The sequence below is a fragment of the Paraburkholderia unamae genome, from assembly GCF_003096875.1.
Classification (GTDB): domain Bacteria; phylum Pseudomonadota; class Gammaproteobacteria; order Burkholderiales; family Burkholderiaceae; genus Paraburkholderia; species Paraburkholderia unamae.
On record NZ_QEOB01000004.1, the window covers coordinates 351,149 to 368,204 of the forward strand.

13 protein-coding genes and 1 riboswitch are annotated in these 17,056 nt (G+C 68.0%); of the genes, 10 read left to right on the plus strand and 3 right to left on the minus strand.

Features of this window, described 5'->3' with window-relative positions:
• Positions 1 to 3: 3 nt before the first annotated feature.
• The 10 genes from C7402_RS10995 to C7402_RS11040 all read left to right on the plus strand — a co-directional run bounded on the left by C7402_RS10995 (position 4) and on the right by C7402_RS11040 (position 14,408).
• Entirely contained in the window at positions 4 to 1,155 is a 1,152-nt protein-coding gene (locus C7402_RS10995) for a CaiB/BaiF CoA transferase family protein (RefSeq protein ID WP_112170440.1), read from the plus strand.
• A 139-nt stretch (positions 1,156 to 1,294) separates the two neighbouring features.
• Positions 1,295 to 2,734 (plus strand): MFS transporter, encoded by a 1,440-nt coding sequence (locus tag C7402_RS11000; RefSeq protein ID WP_116610667.1) that lies wholly within the window; start codon positions 1,295 to 1,297, stop codon positions 2,732 to 2,734.
• Positions 2,735 to 3,173: 439 nt separating this feature from the next.
• A riboswitch (guanidine-I (ykkC/yxkD leader) is annotated at positions 3,174 to 3,320 on the plus strand.
• A gap of 56 nt (positions 3,321 to 3,376) precedes the next feature.
• Entirely contained in the window at positions 3,377 to 4,144 is a 768-nt protein-coding gene (locus C7402_RS11005) for an urea amidolyase associated protein UAAP1 (protein WP_112170438.1), read from the plus strand.
• A 16-nt stretch (positions 4,145 to 4,160) separates the two neighbouring features.
• Positions 4,161 to 4,814, plus strand: coding sequence for an urea amidolyase associated protein UAAP2 (locus C7402_RS11010; protein WP_116610668.1), 654 nt, complete (start codon positions 4,161 to 4,163; stop codon positions 4,812 to 4,814).
• Between the two features lie 2 nt (positions 4,815 to 4,816).
• Positions 4,817 to 8,428, plus strand: a complete 3,612-nt coding sequence (locus C7402_RS11015) for a 5-oxoprolinase/urea amidolyase family protein (protein ID WP_116610669.1) — start codon at positions 4,817 to 4,819, stop codon at positions 8,426 to 8,428.
• Positions 8,419 to 10,251 carry an allophanate hydrolase gene (gene atzF, locus C7402_RS11020; RefSeq protein ID WP_116610670.1) on the plus strand — a complete coding sequence of 611 codons (1,833 nt, stop codon included), beginning with the start codon at positions 8,419 to 8,421 and terminating at the stop codon, positions 10,249 to 10,251. Before C7402_RS11015 ends, atzF begins: the two co-directional genes overlap by 10 nt.
• A 56-nt stretch (positions 10,252 to 10,307) precedes the next feature.
• Entirely contained in the window at positions 10,308 to 11,348 is a 1,041-nt protein-coding gene (locus tag C7402_RS11025; RefSeq protein WP_425273773.1) for an ABC transporter substrate-binding protein, read from the plus strand.
• A 64-nt stretch (positions 11,349 to 11,412) separates the two neighbouring features.
• Positions 11,413 to 12,384: an ABC transporter permease gene (locus C7402_RS11030; RefSeq protein WP_112170433.1), complete on the plus strand. Its 972-nt coding sequence runs from the start codon at positions 11,413 to 11,415 to the stop codon at positions 12,382 to 12,384.
• Positions 12,385 to 12,461: 77 nt separating this feature from the next.
• On the plus strand, positions 12,462 to 13,376 hold the full coding sequence (locus C7402_RS11035) for an ABC transporter ATP-binding protein (RefSeq protein WP_116610671.1): 915 nt from the start codon (positions 12,462 to 12,464) through the stop codon (positions 13,374 to 13,376).
• A 102-nt stretch (positions 13,377 to 13,478) separates the two neighbouring features.
• Entirely contained in the window at positions 13,479 to 14,408 is a 930-nt protein-coding gene (locus tag C7402_RS11040; RefSeq protein ID WP_116610672.1) for a LysR family transcriptional regulator, read from the plus strand.
• 55 nt (positions 14,409 to 14,463) lie between these two features.
• On the opposite strand, the gene C7402_RS11045 is transcribed toward C7402_RS11040, so the two are convergent.
• From C7402_RS11045 to C7402_RS11055, 3 genes are all read right to left on the minus strand, one after another.
• Positions 14,464 to 14,802, minus strand: a complete 339-nt coding sequence (locus C7402_RS11045) for a DUF2322 family protein (protein ID WP_244314819.1) — start codon at positions 14,800 to 14,802, stop codon at positions 14,464 to 14,466.
• Between the two features lie 70 nt (positions 14,803 to 14,872).
• Positions 14,873 to 16,273, minus strand: coding sequence for an amidase (locus C7402_RS11050; protein WP_116610673.1), 1,401 nt, complete (start codon positions 16,271 to 16,273; stop codon positions 14,873 to 14,875).
• A 47-nt stretch (positions 16,274 to 16,320) separates the two neighbouring features.
• Positions 16,321 to 17,022: a DUF2848 domain-containing protein gene (locus C7402_RS11055; RefSeq protein ID WP_112170427.1), complete on the minus strand. Its 702-nt coding sequence runs from the start codon at positions 17,020 to 17,022 to the stop codon at positions 16,321 to 16,323.
• Positions 17,023 to 17,056 lie beyond the last annotated feature (34 nt).

A 17,056-nucleotide genomic window follows, 5' to 3' on the forward strand; every position in this document is an offset into this window, starting at 1 on the left:
CTTATGAATACTGCCAACCGGCTCCCGCTCGAAGGCGTGCGCGTGATCGAATTCACGCACATGGTCATGGGCCCGACCTGCGGGATGATCCTCGCGGACCTCGGGGCCGAAGTCATCAAGATCGAACCGCCCGGCGGCGACAAGACGCGCAATCTGCCGGGCCTCGGGATCGGCTTCTTTCGGTCGTTCAATCGCAACAAGAAGAGCGTGGTGCTCGACATCAACACCGCGGCGGGGCAGGCTGCCGCCGTCGAGCTGATCGGCCAGTGCGACGTGATGCTCGAAAACTTCCGGCCCGGCCTCATGGAAAAGCTCGGCCTCGATTACGCCACGCTCGCGCAACGTTATCCGCGCCTCATCTACGTCTCGCACAAGGGCTTCTTGCCCGGTCCGTACGAGAAGCGCCTCGCACTCGACGAAGTCGTGCAGATGATGGGCGGCCTTTCGTACATGACGGGGCCCGCCGGGCGTCCGCTGCGCGCGGGCACGTCCGTCAACGACATCATGGGCGGCATGTTCGGCGCAATCGGCGTGCTTGCCGCGCTGCGCGAGCGCGACGCAACCGGGCGCGGCCAGGAAGTGCAGAGCGCGCTGTTTGAGAACTGCGTGTTCCTGAGCGCGCAACACATGCAGCAGTACGCGATGACGCACGAAGCGCCGCCGCCCATGCCCTCGCGCGTTTCGGCGTGGAGCGTGTACGACGTGTTCACGCTGGCGGACGGCGAGCAGCTTTTCATCGGCGCGGTGAGCGACAAGCAGTTCGTGACGCTGTGCGATGTGATTGGCTGCCCGCAGCTTGCCGACGAACCGCACTTCGCGAACAACGCACTGCGCGTGGCGGTGCGGCCCGAACTGCTGGAGCGGCTCGCGCAGGTGCTCGCCACGCACCAGGTGGCCGAACTCACGCCGCGCCTCGAAGCGGCCGGCATTCCCTACGCGCCTATCGTGCGCCCTGACCAACTGCTGGACGACCCGCACCTGAAGGCGAGTGGCGGACTCGTGCCCATGCAGACCGACGACGGCGGCACGACCGAAGTCGTGTTGCTGCCTTTGCTGATGGGCGGCCGCCGCCCCGGCGTGCGCCAGCCGCTCGCGCGCGTGGGCGAGCATACCGAAGAGGTGCTGGCGGGCCTGAAGGCGCACGCCTCGCCCTGAAGCACGGGCGAAGCGCACGTTAGCGGTTCCAGTGCCGAGGTAGTCGGATCGTGGCGCGCGCAACGCGTTGCGCGCCGCGCGGACACGCTCGGCTTTTCAGAAGAAAGACGCCTAACGAGGCGTCATCACGGAGACAAGCATGCAACGAACCCTGGGCGCGGACGATCCGCTCGACGCTGTCACGGCCATACCCGTTGGCAATCGCGCGGCGGCGGCGCTTTCCGCGCGCCTCGACCGGCTGCCCGCCACGCGGCAGCTCTGGATGCTGGTGCTGCTGATATCGCTGGGCGGTTTCTTCGAGGTCTACGACCTCATTTTCACGGGCTACATCGCGCCGGGCATGGCGAAAAGCGGCATGCTGCAAACCACGACCTCCGCGTTCTTCGGCTTCAACGGCATTGGCGCGTTCGTGGCCGCGACGTTCGCGGGGCTGTTCATCGGCACGTTTTGTCTCGGCTGGCTGCCCGACCGGTTCGGACGCCGAAGCGTCTTCACGTTCTCGCTGCTCTGGTATTCGGTGGGATCGGTGGTGATGGCGTTCCAGCACAGCGCGGAAGGGCTGATTCTCTGGCGCTTCATCACGGGCATCGGCGTGGGGATCGAGATCGTCACGATCGACAGCTATGTGACGGAGATGGTCCCGCAGCGCATGCGCGGCCGCGCGATGGCGTTCAATCAGGCCATCATGTTCTCCGCCGCGCCCATCGCGGCGCTGCTCTCGTGGTGGCTCGTGCCGCTGGCGCCGTTCGGTCTCGACGGCTGGCGCTGGGTCGTGCTCGCGGGCTCGCTTGGCGCGGCGCTCGTGTGGTTCGTGCGCCGCGCGGTGCCGGAAAGCCCGCGCTGGCTCGTCTCGCACGGCCGCACCGAGGCGGCGGAGCGCGTGATCGCGCGCATGGAGGAGCGGGCCGTGCGCGAGAGCGGCAACGCGCTGCCCGAACCGACGCCTTCGCTCGTGCTGCCCGCGCACCGGCGCGCTTCGCTCGCTGAATTGTGGCAGCCGCCGTACCGCTCGCGCCTCATCATGCTGATCGCGTTCAACCTGTGCCAGGCCGTTGGCTACTACGGCTTCGCGAACTGGGTGCCGACGCTGCTGATCGGGCAGGGCGTGACCGTCACGAAGAGCCTGCTCTATGCGGTTGTGATCGCCGTCGCGCTGCCTTGCGGACCGTTGCTCGCCATGCTCGTGGCCGATCGCATCGAGCGCAAGTGGCTCATCGTCGGCTCGGCGTTCGCGGTCGTGGTGTTCGGGCTGCTGTTCGCGCAGGCGCGCGGTCCCGTTGCGCTCATCGCGCTCGGCGTGCTCATCAGTCTCGCGGGGCAGACCATTTCGGTGTGCTATCACGCCTATCAGGCCGAACTGTTTCCAACGGCCGTGCGTTGCAGCGCCAATGGCATCGTCTATTCGGCGAGCCGGGTGGGCGCGATGATGTCGGGCTTCATCATCGCCGCGCTCTTGCGCGACTTCGGCGTGAACGGGGTGTTCGCGGGCATCACCGTGTGCATGCTCGCGGTGATGATCTCCATAGGCGGCTTCGGACCGCGCACGAATGGCGTGCGGCTCGAGGAGCTTTCCGGGTGAGCGGCGGGTTGCTCTACTTATTTGCGCTTCATGTCGCCGGGCGCGCGCGGATCGAATTCCATGAAGCGCGCGGCCAGCATGGCATAAAAGAATTGACGCAGGCGGGTGGCGAAGGGCGTAGGCATGGCGGTTTCGAGTGAATGCATGAGCGGGTGGGTAGACCTGCATGCCAACGCAATTCGTATGCCATTGGCCTGGCCCGCCTTGCGCGTGCCTTCGCGCCCGCATTGAATGCACGTGATGCCCCGTCACGGTGCTTGACCTCGCAACGTGGTGCACGCGCTGCACTGCGATTGCGCGCACGCGGCGCCCTGAAGCCCGCGTGGCCCGCCATCTCGCGCCGCTACGGCGCATGCAGCCTCGTTCATCCCCATTCGCAGCACGCCTGGCACAGAACTCGCTAATTAGCCTGGCGAGAGGTGCGAAGCAATTTGCATCATCTTAGGATCGCTAGGGTTCCGGTCGGCGTAATGCACGAGTCCGTGCGGCGTGTTCGATGCCTGGTCCGAGAGCAATCCGGTCTCGTCTCCCACCTTGCCTGCAAGGCGGCGATGAGGCTCCACGGAGGGATAAAAGCCCGGGAGGTCGCGATGTCGTTCGGTCGCCCTCTCACGCCCCATCCCTTCGCAACCAGGAGCCCTCATGCCGTCAAGCTTCTCTTCCGCCACCGCGCAGCCTGATCTGCCGCCCGTCGACGTGTTGTGGGAAACCGTGATTCCCGCGGGCACGCACTGGTCGGGCATCCTGCGCCGCGGCCTCGCGCTGCGCGTGATCGACCTCGAAGGCGGCGCGAACCTCGCCGCCGTGTTTCACCGCCAGGAAGATCCGCTCGAACGCTACAACATGGCCGACACGCTCAAGGCGCAGCACACGGCCCATCTCACGCGCGGCCATGCACTCCATACCGACATGGGCCGCGTGATCGCCTCGATCACGGCGGATACGCTCGGCTGGCACGACCCGCTCGGCGGCGTGGGCGACGCGGCGCTGTTCGCGCGCAAGTATGGCGAGAAGCGCTACCAGGCGCATCGCAACGAGATGATCCGCAACGGCCGCGACAGCCTCGTGCTCGAACTCGCGAAGTACGGCCTCGGCGCGCGCGACCTCGTGGCCAACGTGAACTTCTTCAGCAAGGTGGCCGTGGGCGACGACGGCGCGCTCGAATTCGTGCCGGGCCACTCGCGCGCGGGCGCGGCGTTCGACCTGCGCTTCGAAATGAACACGCTGGCCGCGTTCTCCACGGCGCCGCATCCGCTCGACCCGCACGGCGAGTACACGCCGAAGCCGGTCAAGCTCGTGGCATGGCGCGCCTATGCGGCTGACGCCAGCGCGAGCGCCGACGACCTGTGCCGCAACGCCTGCGCGGAAAACCAGCGCGGCTTCATCAACACCGACCGTCTGTTCGCCTGAGCGCAAGGAAGCCGTCATGCCGATCATCGAAAGCGCGCTCGACGCGTGCAACGCCCATACCGATTTCACGCTGCCCGCGGGCGAACCGTGGATGCACGACATGAAGCGCGGCGAAACGCTGCGCATTGTCGATCTGGAAGGCAACCAGGCCGTGGACACGCTGTTCTACAGCAGCGCCGACCCCACGGAACGCTATAGCGCGCAAGACACCATCCGTGCGCAACGCAACCTCTACCTGAGCGCGGGCAGCGTGCTGATGTCCAATCGCGGCGCGCCGCTGCTCACTATCACCGCCGATACGTGCGGCCGCCACGACACGCTCGGCGGCGCTTGCGCGGCCGAGAGCAATACCGTGCGCTATGCGCTCGAAAAGCGCCACATGCATAGCTGCCGTGACAGCTACCTCAATGCGCTCGCGCACTGCACATGCGGCGTGGGCGCGCTGCTCGGCAAGCGCGACATCGTCAGCAACATCAACTTCTTCATGAACGTGCCCGTGACGCCGCTTGGCAAGCTCACCTTCGAAGACGGCATCTCCGCGCCCGGCAAATACGTGGAAATGCGCGCGGAGCAGGACGTGACGGTGCTGATCTCGAACTGCCCGCAACTGAACAACCCGTGCAACGGCTATAACCCGACGCCCGTGCGCTTGCTGGTGTGGGGGGCATGACGATGGCGTTCGACAAGATCCTCATTGCCAATCGCGGCGAAATCGCCTGCCGCGTGATCCGCACGCTCAAACGCCTGGGCATCGCCTCGGTCGCCGTGTATTCGGAGGCGGACCGCCACGCCATGCACGTCACGCTCGCGGACGAAGCCGTCTGCATCGGCCCCGCGCCCGTCGCGCAAAGCTACCTCAATGCCGAAGCGATACTCGCGGCGGCGCGCAGCACGGGCGCACAGGCCGTGCATCCGGGCTACGGTTTTCTTTCGGAGAACGCAGCGTTTGCGGGGGCGTGCGAGCGCGCGGGCATTGTGTTCATCGGCCCGCGTCCCGAGCAGATGACGGATTTCGGCCTCAAGCACACGGCGCGCGAGATCGCGCGCGCCAACGACGTGGCGCTGTTGCCCGGCACGGGCCTGCTGCCCGATGTCGCGAGCGCGCTCGAAGCCGCCGCCACGCTGGGCTACCCCGTGATGCTCAAGAGCACGGCGGGCGGCGGCGGCATCGGCATGTCGCTGTGCCGCGACGCCGCGCAACTGGAAGCCGCGTTCGCCTCGGTCGCGCGCCTGGGCGAAACCAATTTCGCGAATGCGGGCGTGTACCTGGAAAAGTTCGTCGAGCATGCGCGCCATATCGAGGTGCAGGTGTTCGGCGACGGCCGGGGCGAGGTGATCTCGCTGGGCGAGCGCGACTGCTCGGTGCAGCGGCGCAACCAGAAAGTGATCGAGGAAACACCCGCGCCGGGGCTGAGTGACGACGAGCGCCGTGCGCTGCATGCCACCGCCGTGCGGCTCGCGAAGGCGGTGAGCTACGCGAGCGCGGGCACCGTGGAATTCGTGTTCGACACGCAAACGCGCGCGTTCTACTTCCTGGAGGTGAACACGCGCCTCCAGGTGGAGCATGGCGTGACGGAGGAGGTGTACGGCGTCGATCTCGTCGAGTGGATGATTCGCCAGGCCGAAGGCACGCTCGCGCCGCTCGATACGCTCGCGCCGGCCAATACGCTTGCGCCGCGCGCGGCGAGTATCCAGGTGCGCGTGTATGCGGAAGATCCGAACCGCCAGTTCCAGCCAAGCTCGGGCCTGCTCACGCATGTCGAGTTTCCCGCCGACGCGCGCGTGGACACCTGGATCGACGCGGGCACCGAAGTCAGCGCGTTCTACGACCCGCTGCTCGCCAAGGTGATCGCCACGGGCGCCACGCGCGAAGCCGCGCTCGCGAAGCTCGGATCAGCGCTCGCGCGCACGCAGCTTTACGGCATCGAAACGAACCTCGACTACCTGCGCGCGATCGTTGGCTGCGCAACGTTCGTGGCGGGCGAGCAGACCACGGGCTTTCTCGGCCGCTTCCTGTTCGCGCCGCACACCATCGACGTGCTCGACGGCGGCGTGCAGACCACCGTGCAGCAGACGCCGGGGCGTCTGGGCTACTGGGACGTGGGCGTGCCGCCGTCGGGCCCGATGGACGACCGCTCGTTCAACCTCGCGAACGCATTGCTCGGCAACGCGCCCGACGCGGCCGGGCTCGAATTCACGATGGTCGGCGCCACACTGCGCTTCAACATGGAAACGCTGTTCGTGCTGGGCGGCGCGCCGCTGGCCGCGACGCTCGATGGCGCGCCGGTGCCGTACTGGGAAGTGGTGCGCGCGGGCGCGGGCATGGTGCTCAAGCTCGGCGGCGTGACGGGTGCAGGCGTGCGCGCGTGCCTCGCGGTGTTGGGCGGCTTGCAGGTGCCCGACTATCTGGGCAGCAAGGCGACCTTTACGCTAGGCCAGTTCGGCGGTCATGCGGGCCGCGCGCTGCGCAAGGGCGACGTGCTGCATCTCGCGCCCGGCGCGGGCAAGGGCGAGGCGGGCGCGAAGCTCGCGCAGGAGCGCGTGCCCGCGCTCACGCACGAGTGGGAACTGGCGGTGCTGGACGGCCCGCACGGCGCGCCCGATTTCCTCACGCGTGAAGACATCGCCATGCTTTACGAGGCGCGCTGGACCGTGCACTACAACTCCAGCCGCACGGGCGTGCGCCTGATCGGCCCGAAGCCGCAGTGGGCGCGCACGGACGGCGGCGAAGCGGGCCTGCATCCGTCGAACATTCACGACAACGCCTACGCCATCGGCGCGGTGGACTTCACCGGCGACATGCCCGTGATTCTCGGCCCGGATGGCCCGAGCCTGGGCGGCTTCGTGTGCCCGGTCACGGTGGTTGGCGAGGAGTTGTGGAAGCTCGGGCAACTGCGGCCGGGCGATACGGTGCGCTTTGTGCCGAAGTTGCCCGCCGCTGCGAGTGAAAACGCGCACGAGTGCGTGCTTTACCGCGACGACGCGGCCGACGTGAGCGTGGTTTACCGCCGCTCGGGCGATCGCAATCTGCTGATCGAATATGGCCCGTCCGTGCTCGACCTGAAGCTGCGCTTTCGCGTGCATGCGCTGATGAACCGGCTCCTTGAGCATCGCCTGCCGGGCATCGTCGACCTCACGCCGGGCATCCGTTCGCTCCAGGTGCATTTCGATCCGGCCGTGCTCACGCTCGATCGCCTGATCGCTCATCTTCAGGATGCCGAAGCGGTGTTGCGCGCCGTCGACGCCATGCGCGTGCCCAACCGCATCGTGCATTTGCCGCTCTCGTGGGACGACCCGTCCACGCGCGTGGCCATCGAGCGCTATATGCAGTCGGTGCGCCCCGACGCGCCGTGGTGCCCGAGCAATATCGAGTTCATCCGCCGCATCAACGGGCTCGAGAGCATCGACGACGTGAAGCGCATCGTGTTCGACGCGCGCTATCTCGTGCTCGGTCTCGGCGACGTGTATCTGGGCGCGCCTGTCGCGACGCCCGTCGACCCGCGCCATCGCCTCGTCACCACCAAGTACAACCCGGCGCGCACCTGGACGCCGGAAAACGCCGTGGGCATCGGCGGCGCGTACCTGTGCGTGTACGGCATGGAAGGCCCCGGCGGCTATCAGTTCGTGGGCCGCACCGTGCAGATGTGGAACCGCTATCGGACGACGGCCGAGTTCACGCCGGGCAAGCCGTGGCTGCTGCGCTTTTTCGACGAGATCCGTTTTTACGAAGTGAGCGAGGCCGAACTCGCCGAATGGCGCAGCGAATTCCTCGCGGGGCGGCGCAGCCTGCGCATCGAGGAATCCGTGTTCGATCTCGGCGCCTACGAGCGCTTCCTGCGTGACGAGGCCGCCTCCATCGCGGCGTTCAAGACCACGCAGCAGGCTTCGTTCGAAGCGGAGCGCGAACGCTGGCGCGAGGCGGGGCAGGCGGAGTACGTGGCCGAAGGCGCGGCGGACGATGCCGCGAGCGCCGCGCGCGCCGCCGAGGCGCTGGACGAAGATTGCCGCGCGATTGGCGCCGATGTCTCGGGCAGCGTGTGGAAACTGCTCGTCGCTGAGGGCGAACGTGTGGAGGAAGGCCAGGACGTCGCGATTCTGGAGTCGATGAAGATGGAAGTGACCGTAAGCGCGGGCGCGAGCGGCGTGATCGAGACGCTCGATTGCGCGGCGGGCGACGCCGTAACGGCAGGGCAACGTTTGATGGTGATTCGTGTGGCATCCGAAGCATCGGCGCACGCCTTGCAAGCAACCGCCGTGAGCGGCGAGGAGGCGGCATGTCAATGAATCCGCACAACGACGATCTGCCGATGACGATCGAGGCGCTACGTGCGCGCTACCTCGACGGCAGCCTCACGCCCGCGCAACTGGTCGAGCGCATTGCCGCGCGCACCGGCGGCGACGATCCGCATCGTGTATGGATTCGCGCCCTGACGCGCGACGAGATGATGCGTTACGCCAATGCGCTGGCGGACCGCGATCCGGCCACGCTGCCGCTCTATGGCGTGCCCTTCGCGATCAAGGACAACATCGACCTCGCGGGCGTGCCGACCACGGCGGCTTGCCCCGCCTATGCGTATACGCCGCAGCGCAGCGCGCCCGTGGTCGAGCGCTTGATCGCGGCGGGCGCGATTCCCGTTGGCAAGACCAATCTCGACCAGTTCGCCACGGGACTCTCGGGCCAGCGCTCGCCTTATGGCGCGTGCCGCAACGCGCTCGACCCGGCGTATGCCTCGGGCGGTTCGAGTTCGGGCTCGGCGGTGGCGGTGGCGCTTGGCCTTGCCGCGTTCTCGCTCGGCACCGACACGGCGGGCTCGGGCCGCGTGCCCGCCGCTTTCCACGGGCTCGTGGGGCTCAAGCCGACCAAGGGCGTGCTGAGCACGCTGGGCGTCGTGCCCGCGTGCCGCTCGCTCGATTGCGTCTCGATCTTCGCGCAGACGGCCGACGACGCGCAGCGCGTGTTCGAGAGCGCGCGTGGCGTGGCGCAGGACGACCCTTACGCGCGCGCCTGGCAGCCCACGGGTCGCGCTCGCGCCTCGCTCGCCGGTGTGCGCCTCGGTGTGCCGCGTGCGACCCAGCTCGAATTTTACGGCGATGATTCGTATGCCGAATCATTCTCCGCAGCGCTGGAAAAACTGCGTGAAGCAGGCGCGGAACTCGTGGAAATCGATTTCGAGCCGTTTCTCGCCACGGCGCGGCTGCTCTACGAAGGACCGTTCGTCGCCGAGCGGCTTGCCGCGATCCGCGCGTTCTTCGAAGCGCAGCCCGAGGCGCTGCATCCGGTCACGCGCGAGATCGTGGGCGGCGCGGCGCGCTGGAGCGCGGCCGATGCGTTCGCGGCGCTCGACCGCCTGGCTGCGCTGCGCATGGAGAGCGAGCGCGTGTGGCCGCATATCGACGCGATCGTCACGCCCACGTCGCCCACCACGTCCACGGTGGCCGAACTGGAGGCGGACCCCATCGGCGTGAATGCGCGTTTTGGCTATTACACCAACTTCGTGAACCTCCTCGACCTGAGCGCGCTTGCCGTGCCGGCGGGCCAGTGCGCCACGGGAACCCATGCGGGCAAACCTTTCGGTATCACGTTCGTTGCGCGTGCACACGACGACGCGTATCTGCTCGATCTGGCCCGCGCATGGCTTGGCGAAACGCAAGCGCCTGCGCGCGACGCTGCACCATCAACCGTGCGCGTGGCCGTGGTCGGCGCGCACTTGAGCGGCGAACCGCTCAACGTGCAATTGACCGAACGCGGCGCGCACCTCGTCGAAACCACGACGACCGCGAACGCCTATCGCCTTTACGCACTACCGCAAGCGCAACCCCAGGCGCCCGCCAAGCCCGGCCTCGTGCGCGTGAACGAAGGCGGCTCGGCAATCGAAGTCGAAGTCTGGGAGATGCCGACTGCCGCGTTCGGCTCGTTCGTCGCGGGCATACCGGCGCCGCTTGGCATCGGCACGCTCGAACTCGCGAGCGGGGCCACGGCGCTCGGCTTTCTCTGCGAGAGCGCCGCGCTTGCCAACGCCCGCGACATCAGCGCCTTCGGCGGCTGGCGCGCCTATCGTGCCGCGGGTGCCGCTGGTACCGCTGTTGCCGAGCGCGCAGAAGCATGAAACCCCACGCCATCACATCAAGCAAACCGTTGCACCTTTACTCCTGGAGATCCGCCATGAAGACGATGCCCCTCTCGTTCGCAAGCGAGCCCCACGCCACCACGCCGCTGCGCCGCTGGGCGCTGCGCGCCGCCAGCGCGCTTGCGCTCGCCACCGGCCTGTTCGCGGCAGGCGTGCAGGCCGCGAGCGCCGCGCCGCTGCGCATCGGCTATAGCGACTGGCCGGGCTGGGTCGCGTGGCAGGTCGCGATCGACAAGGGCTGGTTCAAGGAAGCGGGCCTCGACGTGAAGTTCGACTGGTTCGACTACGCGGCCTCGATGGACGCCTTCGCGGCCAACAAGCTCGACGCCGTGCTCGTGACCAACGGCGACGCGCTGACCATGGGCGCGAACGGCGCGAAGAACGTGATGGCGCTCATCACCGACTATTCGAACGGCAACGACATGGTCATCGCCAAGCCGCCCGCGCGCAAGATCCAGGACCTCAAGGGCAAGAAGATCGGCGTGGAGTTCGGCGTGGTCGATCACCTGCTGCTGCTCGACGCGCTCCAGCGCGCGGGCATGAAGGAGAGCGACGTCACGCTCGTGAACGCCAAGACCAACGAAACGCCGCAGGTGCTCGCCTCATCCGACGTGGCCGCCATCGCCGCGTGGCAGCCCAACGCGGGCGAAGCGCAGCGCGCCGTGCCGGGTGCGCGCCCCGTGTTCACCTCCGCTGACGAGCCGGGCCTGATTTACGACGTGCTCGCCGTGAACCCCGTGAGCCTCGCCGCGCACAAGGCCGACTACGAAAAGCTCGCGAAAGTCTGGTATCGCGTGGTGAAGTACATCGACGACCCGGCCACGCAACCCGACGCCGTGAAAATCATGGCCGCGCGCGTGGGTCTCACGCCCGCGCAGTATCTGCCGCTCCTCAAGGGCACGAAACTGCTCACGCTGCCCGAGGCGCAACAGGCCTACGTGAAGGCCGACGGCTTTCGCTCGCTCTACGGTTCGAGCCGCGCCGCCGACGCGTTCAACGTGAAGTACCAGGTCTACAAGAGCGCGCAGGACGTGAGCGCGTACGTGGACCCGTCGCTTACCGGTGCGCTGAAGTAAGCGGCCTTTCCCGACCGTCGATGCGTCGATACGTCGATACGTCGTCATCCAGCAGGAGAACATCATGGCCGAAATCAGCCAGACCGGATGGTTCGCGGTGCGCCGCGAACTCTCGCCGCGCGGCAAGTGGATGTTGGGCCTCGGCTCGTTTTTGTTGCCGGTGCTCGTGTGGTGCGTGGTGAGCTACGTGCCATTCGTGTGGCATCCGCAGGTGTTGATCACGCAGCCGGGCAGCGTGGACTATTTCCAGTCCGGCATGCGTGTGGACAAGGCCGTGTTCGCCGACGAACTCGCGCATGCGCGCGAGACCCACGCCGCGCTGCCGGCGGGCCAGCCCGCGAACCCGGTGTATCTGCCCGCGCCGCACGAGGTGCTGCGCGCGTTCTACACCGCGTTCGCGACGCCCCCCGCCGCGCAGGACGGCATGTGGCTGCACCAGAGCCTCTGGCACAGCGTGCAGATCATCTTCTGGGGCTTCGTCGTTTCCTCGCTGATCGGCGTGCCGCTCGGCGTCGTGTGCGGCACCTATAGCGCGCTCGCGCGCTTGCAGGAGCCGTTTTTCGAGTTCTTCCGCTATTTGCCCGCCCCGGCGTTCGGCGCGCTGATGGTGGCCGTGCTCGGCATTTACGATGCGCCGAAGATCGCCATCATCGTGATCGGGACGTTGTTCCAGCAGGTGCTCATCATCGCCAACACCACGCGCAAGCTCGAATACGGCTTGCTGGAAGCGGCGATGACGCTCGGCACCTCGCGCCTGCGGCTGCTCACGCACGTGGTCGTGCCCGGCATCCTGCCCGACCTCTACCGCGATCAGCGCATCCTGCTCGGTTGGGCATGGACCTACCTGATCGTGGCGGAACTGGTGGGCACGAGTTCGGGCATCACCTGGTACATCACGCAGCAGGCGCGCTACCAGCATTTCGACAACGTCTACGCGGCGATCATGATGATCGGCATCATCGGCCTTGGCACCGATCTCGTGCTCGCGTTCCTCGGGCGCAAGCTGTTCCCGTGGGACCGCACGCTCAAGGCGTGACGTTTTTACCCGCGTTCGCCACATTCGCCAGCCTTCGTCCGCCTCGAAAACGCATCCGGTAAATCAAGGACCGCATCATGTTCAATCCGCAAACCGTCCCCGACTATCTCCTCCAGTCCGATGCGGTGCGCGCGCGCTTCGAACGCCTGAAAGCGCGCGAGCCCATTCTCGAAGTGCGCAACCTCACGAAGCGCTTCGTCACGCCGCAAGGCGAGCACACGGCGCTCGCCGACGTGAGCTTCACCACGCACCGGCGCGAGTTCGTGTGCGTGATCGGACCTTCGGGCTGCGGCAAGTCCACGCTCATCCGCATTCTCGCCGGGCTCGAAGCGCAAACCTCGGGCGAAGTGCGCGTGAACGGCAAGACCGTGAACGGTCCAGGCGCGGACCGCGGCATGGTGTTTCAGGGCTATACGCTTTTCCCCTGGCTCACGGTCAAGAAGAACGTGATGTTTGGACTGCGAATGAATGGGCAGGGCAGCGCGCAGGCCGAGCGCGAGGCGCTGCAATGGCTCGATCTCGTGGGTCTGGAGAAGTTCGCGAACGCGTACCCGCATCAGCTTTCCGGCGGCATGAAGCAGCGCGTGGCGATTGCGCGCGCACTCGCCAACCGGCCGGGCATCCTGCTCATGGACGAGCCGTTCGGCGCGCTCGACGCGCAAACGCGCGCGAAGATGCAGGCGCATCTGCTCGACATCTGGCGCAACGTCGACATCACGATCTTTTTCATCACGCACGATCTGGACGAAGCCATCTATCTCGCCGATCGCATTCTCGTGCTCAAGCCGCATCCCGGCGCGGTGCAGGAACTGATCGAGGTGCCGGTGCCGCGCCCGCGCAGCTACGCGCAGTTCAACTCGCCCGAGTTCCTCGCCACGCGCGCGCGGCTCGACGCGCTCATTCATCCGCCTGCGCAGGAGGAGCCCGAGGACGAAGCGCGCGTGCGCCCGCACATGATCCGCCTGACCGACGTGAACGACACGGTGGAGTGAACGGGCCGGGCGCGGATTTATCCCTCTGGGTGAGCGCTCCGACTCCCCCCGATACATAACCTTGTGTTATATGTTGCGGGATCAACGAGAGGGGAGCGCGCCATGCGCCTGCGCCATATCGAGGTGTTCCATGCGATCCGGCAGACCGGCTCGATCAGCCAGGCGGCGAAGCTGCTGGGCGTCACCCAGCCCGCCGCGAGCAAGGTGCTGCAACACGCCGAGCGCACACTGGGCTTCAAGCTGTTCGAGCGCGTGAAGGGCCGCTTGCATCCCACTGTGGAGGCGGACATTCTCTATGTCGAGGTGGACCGGCTGCACCAGGGGCTCGACCAGCTCAAGGCGCTCGCGGTGAACCTGCGGCGTTATCCCGAAGGGCGGCTGCACGTGGGCTGCCTGCCCAGCATGGGCCTGTCGATCCTGCCGCGCGTGATTCGCGCGTTTCGGGCGCGCTACCCGTCGGTCACCTGCGAGGTCGAGACCAATCACCTCGACGCGCTCGTTTCCGGCCTGCGCAGCCGTCAGCTCGATCTCGCGGTGATCTACGGCGAGGAGACGTTTCCCGATCTGCGCTCGCAGGCGCTCGGCGAATGCGAGCTCGTGTACCTCGGGCCACAGGCGGGCGGCGACTTCGCGCTGGAGGCGCTCGACGGCGAGGACCTGATCGGCATCGTGGCCAACGACAGCATCGGGCGCATCATCGCGGGGCGCTTTACGCAGCTCGGTGTGAAGCCAAAGCCGCAGATCGAGGTGCAAACTTATTACGTGGCGTGCGCGATGGCGGCCGAAGGGTGCGGGGCGACCATCGTCGACGAAATCACGGCGCGCAGCATGCAGCGCGAGGGCCTGCATATTCGCCCGGTGCGGCCCGCCATCACCACGCCGCTCGCCGTGCTCACGCACGAGCGCAACGTGATACGCGGGTTCTATGACGGTTTTACCGCGCTGCTTCAGCAGGTCGTGCTGGAGATTCAGGGCCCGGGCGCGCCGGCGCGAGGAAGGGGAAAAGACGGCCAGCGTTGCGGGCCGCCTTGAGCCCGGGTGCGCCGAGGCTTAAAGCCCGGCGAACCCGGTGAACCCGGAGCCCGGCTCAGGCTGCCGCGGTGACGTCGATGCGCAGCGCCGCGCCGCCCGAAGCGACTTCGAGCAGGCGGTCGACGTTCGGGTGCGCGCCGGGGCGGTTGCGCGCGTCGGCGGTGTGTTCGGCGAAAACGGCGAGGCCGTGCTCGGCGGCGTTGGCGTCGAGCGTGCCGAACGCTTCGCGCAGATAGTGGTAGACCGCGAGCGAGCCTTGCTTGCCGGGCTTGTTCTCGATGCTCGCCACGACGCTGCCCTGAGCATCCACGAGATCGATGCGCTCGATGCCGTCGATGCCCGGCAGCAGTGCGAGATTGTCCTTGAAGACGGCGCCCGGTTGAATTGCCTGAATCACTGAAAACACTCCGTTGGTTCGATAGCTGGAGCCGTATCTTAGCTGATGCGACCGGGCGGAGCCGCCGTCACCCCGCGCTCGCGCCCTCGAATGCCCTCTGCAACACGCCTTCGATCGCAGCCGCCACGCTCAGCACATGCGCATCGCTCTCCGCGAGTCCCGCCACGCTCAGGCCCACTGGCGCCGCGCCGCGCCGCGCGCACGGCAGCGACACCGCGCAGCCGTCAAGGAAGTTCACCACCGAAGGGTTGCGCAGCACGAGCGCGTTGGTTGCCGCGAAGTGCGCCGGGTCGGCTTCGAGCGCCGCGATGGCGGGCGGCGCGATCGGCACGGTCGGCATGAGGAAGGCGTCGAAACCGTCCAGCGCCGCGCGCGCTTCTTCGATCGCCGCAGCGCGCGCCGCGAGCAGGTCGATATAGTCGGCGGCGTTCGCCGTTTCGCCCACGCGAATGCGCGCGAGCACGCGCGGGTCGTAGCGCGACGCCAGCGCGTCGAGACGGCCGCGATGCGTGGCGTAGGCCTCGATCGGTGAGAAGCCGAAGCGGTTGATCGCGGGCAGCCGCTCCAGCAACGGCAGGCGCAGCGGCGTGAGCTGCACGCCCGCACGCGAGAGGCGCGCGAGCGCGTCGTCCCAGGCGCGCGCCACATGCGCGTCCATGCCTTCGGTCACGTAGTTCGAGAGCACCGCGAGGCGCAGGCCTTTCGGCGCGGCCGGGCGCACGCGTGCGGCGTCGCCGTCCACGGGCAGGCCCGCGAGCACGCGGTCGACGAGTGCGCAGCACGCCACGGTGGGCGCGATCGCGCCGGTGGAGTCGAGCGTGGTGGAGAGCGGGAACATGCCGCGCGTGGGCACGCGGTGCGCCGTGGGCTTGAAGCCGGTGAGGCCGCAGAACGCGGCGGGAATGCGCAGCGACCCGCCCGTGTCGCTGCCGAGGCCCGCCGCCGCCATGCCGCCCGCAACCGAAGCCGCCGCGCCCGACGAGGAGCCGCCCGCCACGCAGGCCTCGCCCGTCGCGGCGTCGCGCCACGGCGAGCGCGGCGTGCCGCGCCACGGGTTGAGGCCGAGGCCCGAGAACGCGAATTCGCTCATGTTGGTGCGCCCGAGCGGCACGGCCCCGGCGCGCCGCACGCGCGCCACGGCGGGCGCATCGGCGGCGGCGGGCGGCGCGTCGTCCAGCACGCGCGAGCCCGCGCGGGTGCGCTCGCCCGCCACGTCGAACAGGTCCTTGATCGAGAGCGGCAGGCCCGCGAGCGGCGAAAGCGTCACGCCCGCGCCGCGCAGCGCGTCCTGGGCGTCGGCCTCGCGCCGCGCGCGTTCGGCGTCGACGCAGATGAATGCGTGGCCGCCGTTGCCGCCCTCGGCGGCGATGCGCTCCAGCGCGGTTTCCACGAGCGCGCGGCTCGTCGAACGGCCCGCGTCGAGGTCGGCGGCCAGTTGCAGCAGGGGCGTGGCAGGGAGAAATGACATGGGGTTCCTTGCGTGAATGCGTGGGACGTTGGCGGCTTCAGGCGGCTTTATGCCACCACCGGCAGCGCGCGAATGACATAGCGTGCGCGCAGGCTGCGTTCGAGCACCGGGTCGTGCAGTTCGAGTTCGAACGCATCGCCCGATTCCATCGCGGCCATCTCGCCCTGCACGGCAAGCGTGCCGCTGTACATCGCGCTGCCCGGCGGCAGCACGCCCGCTTCGGTGTAGCGCTGCCACAGGTCGGCGGGCGGCAGCAGGCCGTCCACGGCGCCGCGCTGGTAGGCGCGCGTCGCGCCGTTCGCGCTCACGAGCGTGGCGCGCATCGTCAGGCGGTCCCAGTGGCCGGCCACGTCTTCATAGCGCCACGCCTCGCGGCCGAGCGGCTTCGGGCACACCTGCTTCGACACGGCCACGCTGTATGCCTCGGCCTTGCGGTCGGTGTGGTCGGAGCCGATTGTCACCAGCGTGCCCAGCGGGCTTGCGATGAGCACGCACTCGATCTCGCCGCTCGTGTGGGTGCCGAGCACGTCGACGGTGGCGTCCTGGTTGAGCTGCTCCGCGCCCACGCGGTAAAAAAGCGGTGTGCTCGAAGGCGGCGCCACGCCGAGCGCGGCGAGTTCGTCGATGTGATGCTGGATCGCGTGGGCGTCGCGGCCGGCCCAGCCGGCGATTACGAGCGTGTCGATGTCGAGCGTGAGCGGCGTGGCTGCGCCGCCGGCCGGAAGGACGGTGAAGGAAAGCGTCGTCATGATGGTGGTTCGATGAAGTGGGAGCGAACCCGGC

Excerpts from the sequence above, each read along its gene's own strand:
- C7402_RS10995 (WP_112170440.1), top strand. The coding sequence starts at position 4 with ATGAATACTGCCAACCGGCTCCCGCTCGAAGGCGTGCGCGTGATCGAA.
- C7402_RS11000 (WP_116610667.1), top strand. The coding sequence starts at position 1,295 with ATGCAACGAACCCTGGGCGCGGACGATCCGCTCGACGCTGTCACGGCC.
- C7402_RS11005 (WP_112170438.1), top strand. The coding sequence starts at position 3,377 with ATGCCGTCAAGCTTCTCTTCCGCCACCGCGCAGCCTGATCTGCCGCCC.
- C7402_RS11010 (WP_116610668.1), top strand. The coding sequence starts at position 4,161 with ATGCCGATCATCGAAAGCGCGCTCGACGCGTGCAACGCCCATACCGAT.
- C7402_RS11015 (WP_116610669.1), top strand. The coding sequence starts at position 4,817 with ATGGCGTTCGACAAGATCCTCATTGCCAATCGCGGCGAAATCGCCTGC.
- atzF (WP_116610670.1), top strand. The coding sequence starts at position 8,419 with ATGTCAATGAATCCGCACAACGACGATCTGCCGATGACGATCGAGGCG.
- C7402_RS11025 (WP_425273773.1), top strand. The coding sequence starts at position 10,308 with ATGAAGACGATGCCCCTCTCGTTCGCAAGCGAGCCCCACGCCACCACG.
- C7402_RS11030 (WP_112170433.1), top strand. The coding sequence starts at position 11,413 with ATGGCCGAAATCAGCCAGACCGGATGGTTCGCGGTGCGCCGCGAACTC.
- C7402_RS11035 (WP_116610671.1), top strand. The coding sequence starts at position 12,462 with ATGTTCAATCCGCAAACCGTCCCCGACTATCTCCTCCAGTCCGATGCG.
- C7402_RS11040 (WP_116610672.1), top strand. The coding sequence starts at position 13,479 with ATGCGCCTGCGCCATATCGAGGTGTTCCATGCGATCCGGCAGACCGGC.
- C7402_RS11050 (WP_116610673.1), bottom strand. The coding sequence starts at position 16,273 with ATGTCATTTCTCCCTGCCACGCCCCTGCTGCAACTGGCCGCCGACCTC.
- C7402_RS11055 (WP_112170427.1), bottom strand. The coding sequence starts at position 17,022 with ATGACGACGCTTTCCTTCACCGTCCTTCCGGCCGGCGGCGCAGCCACG.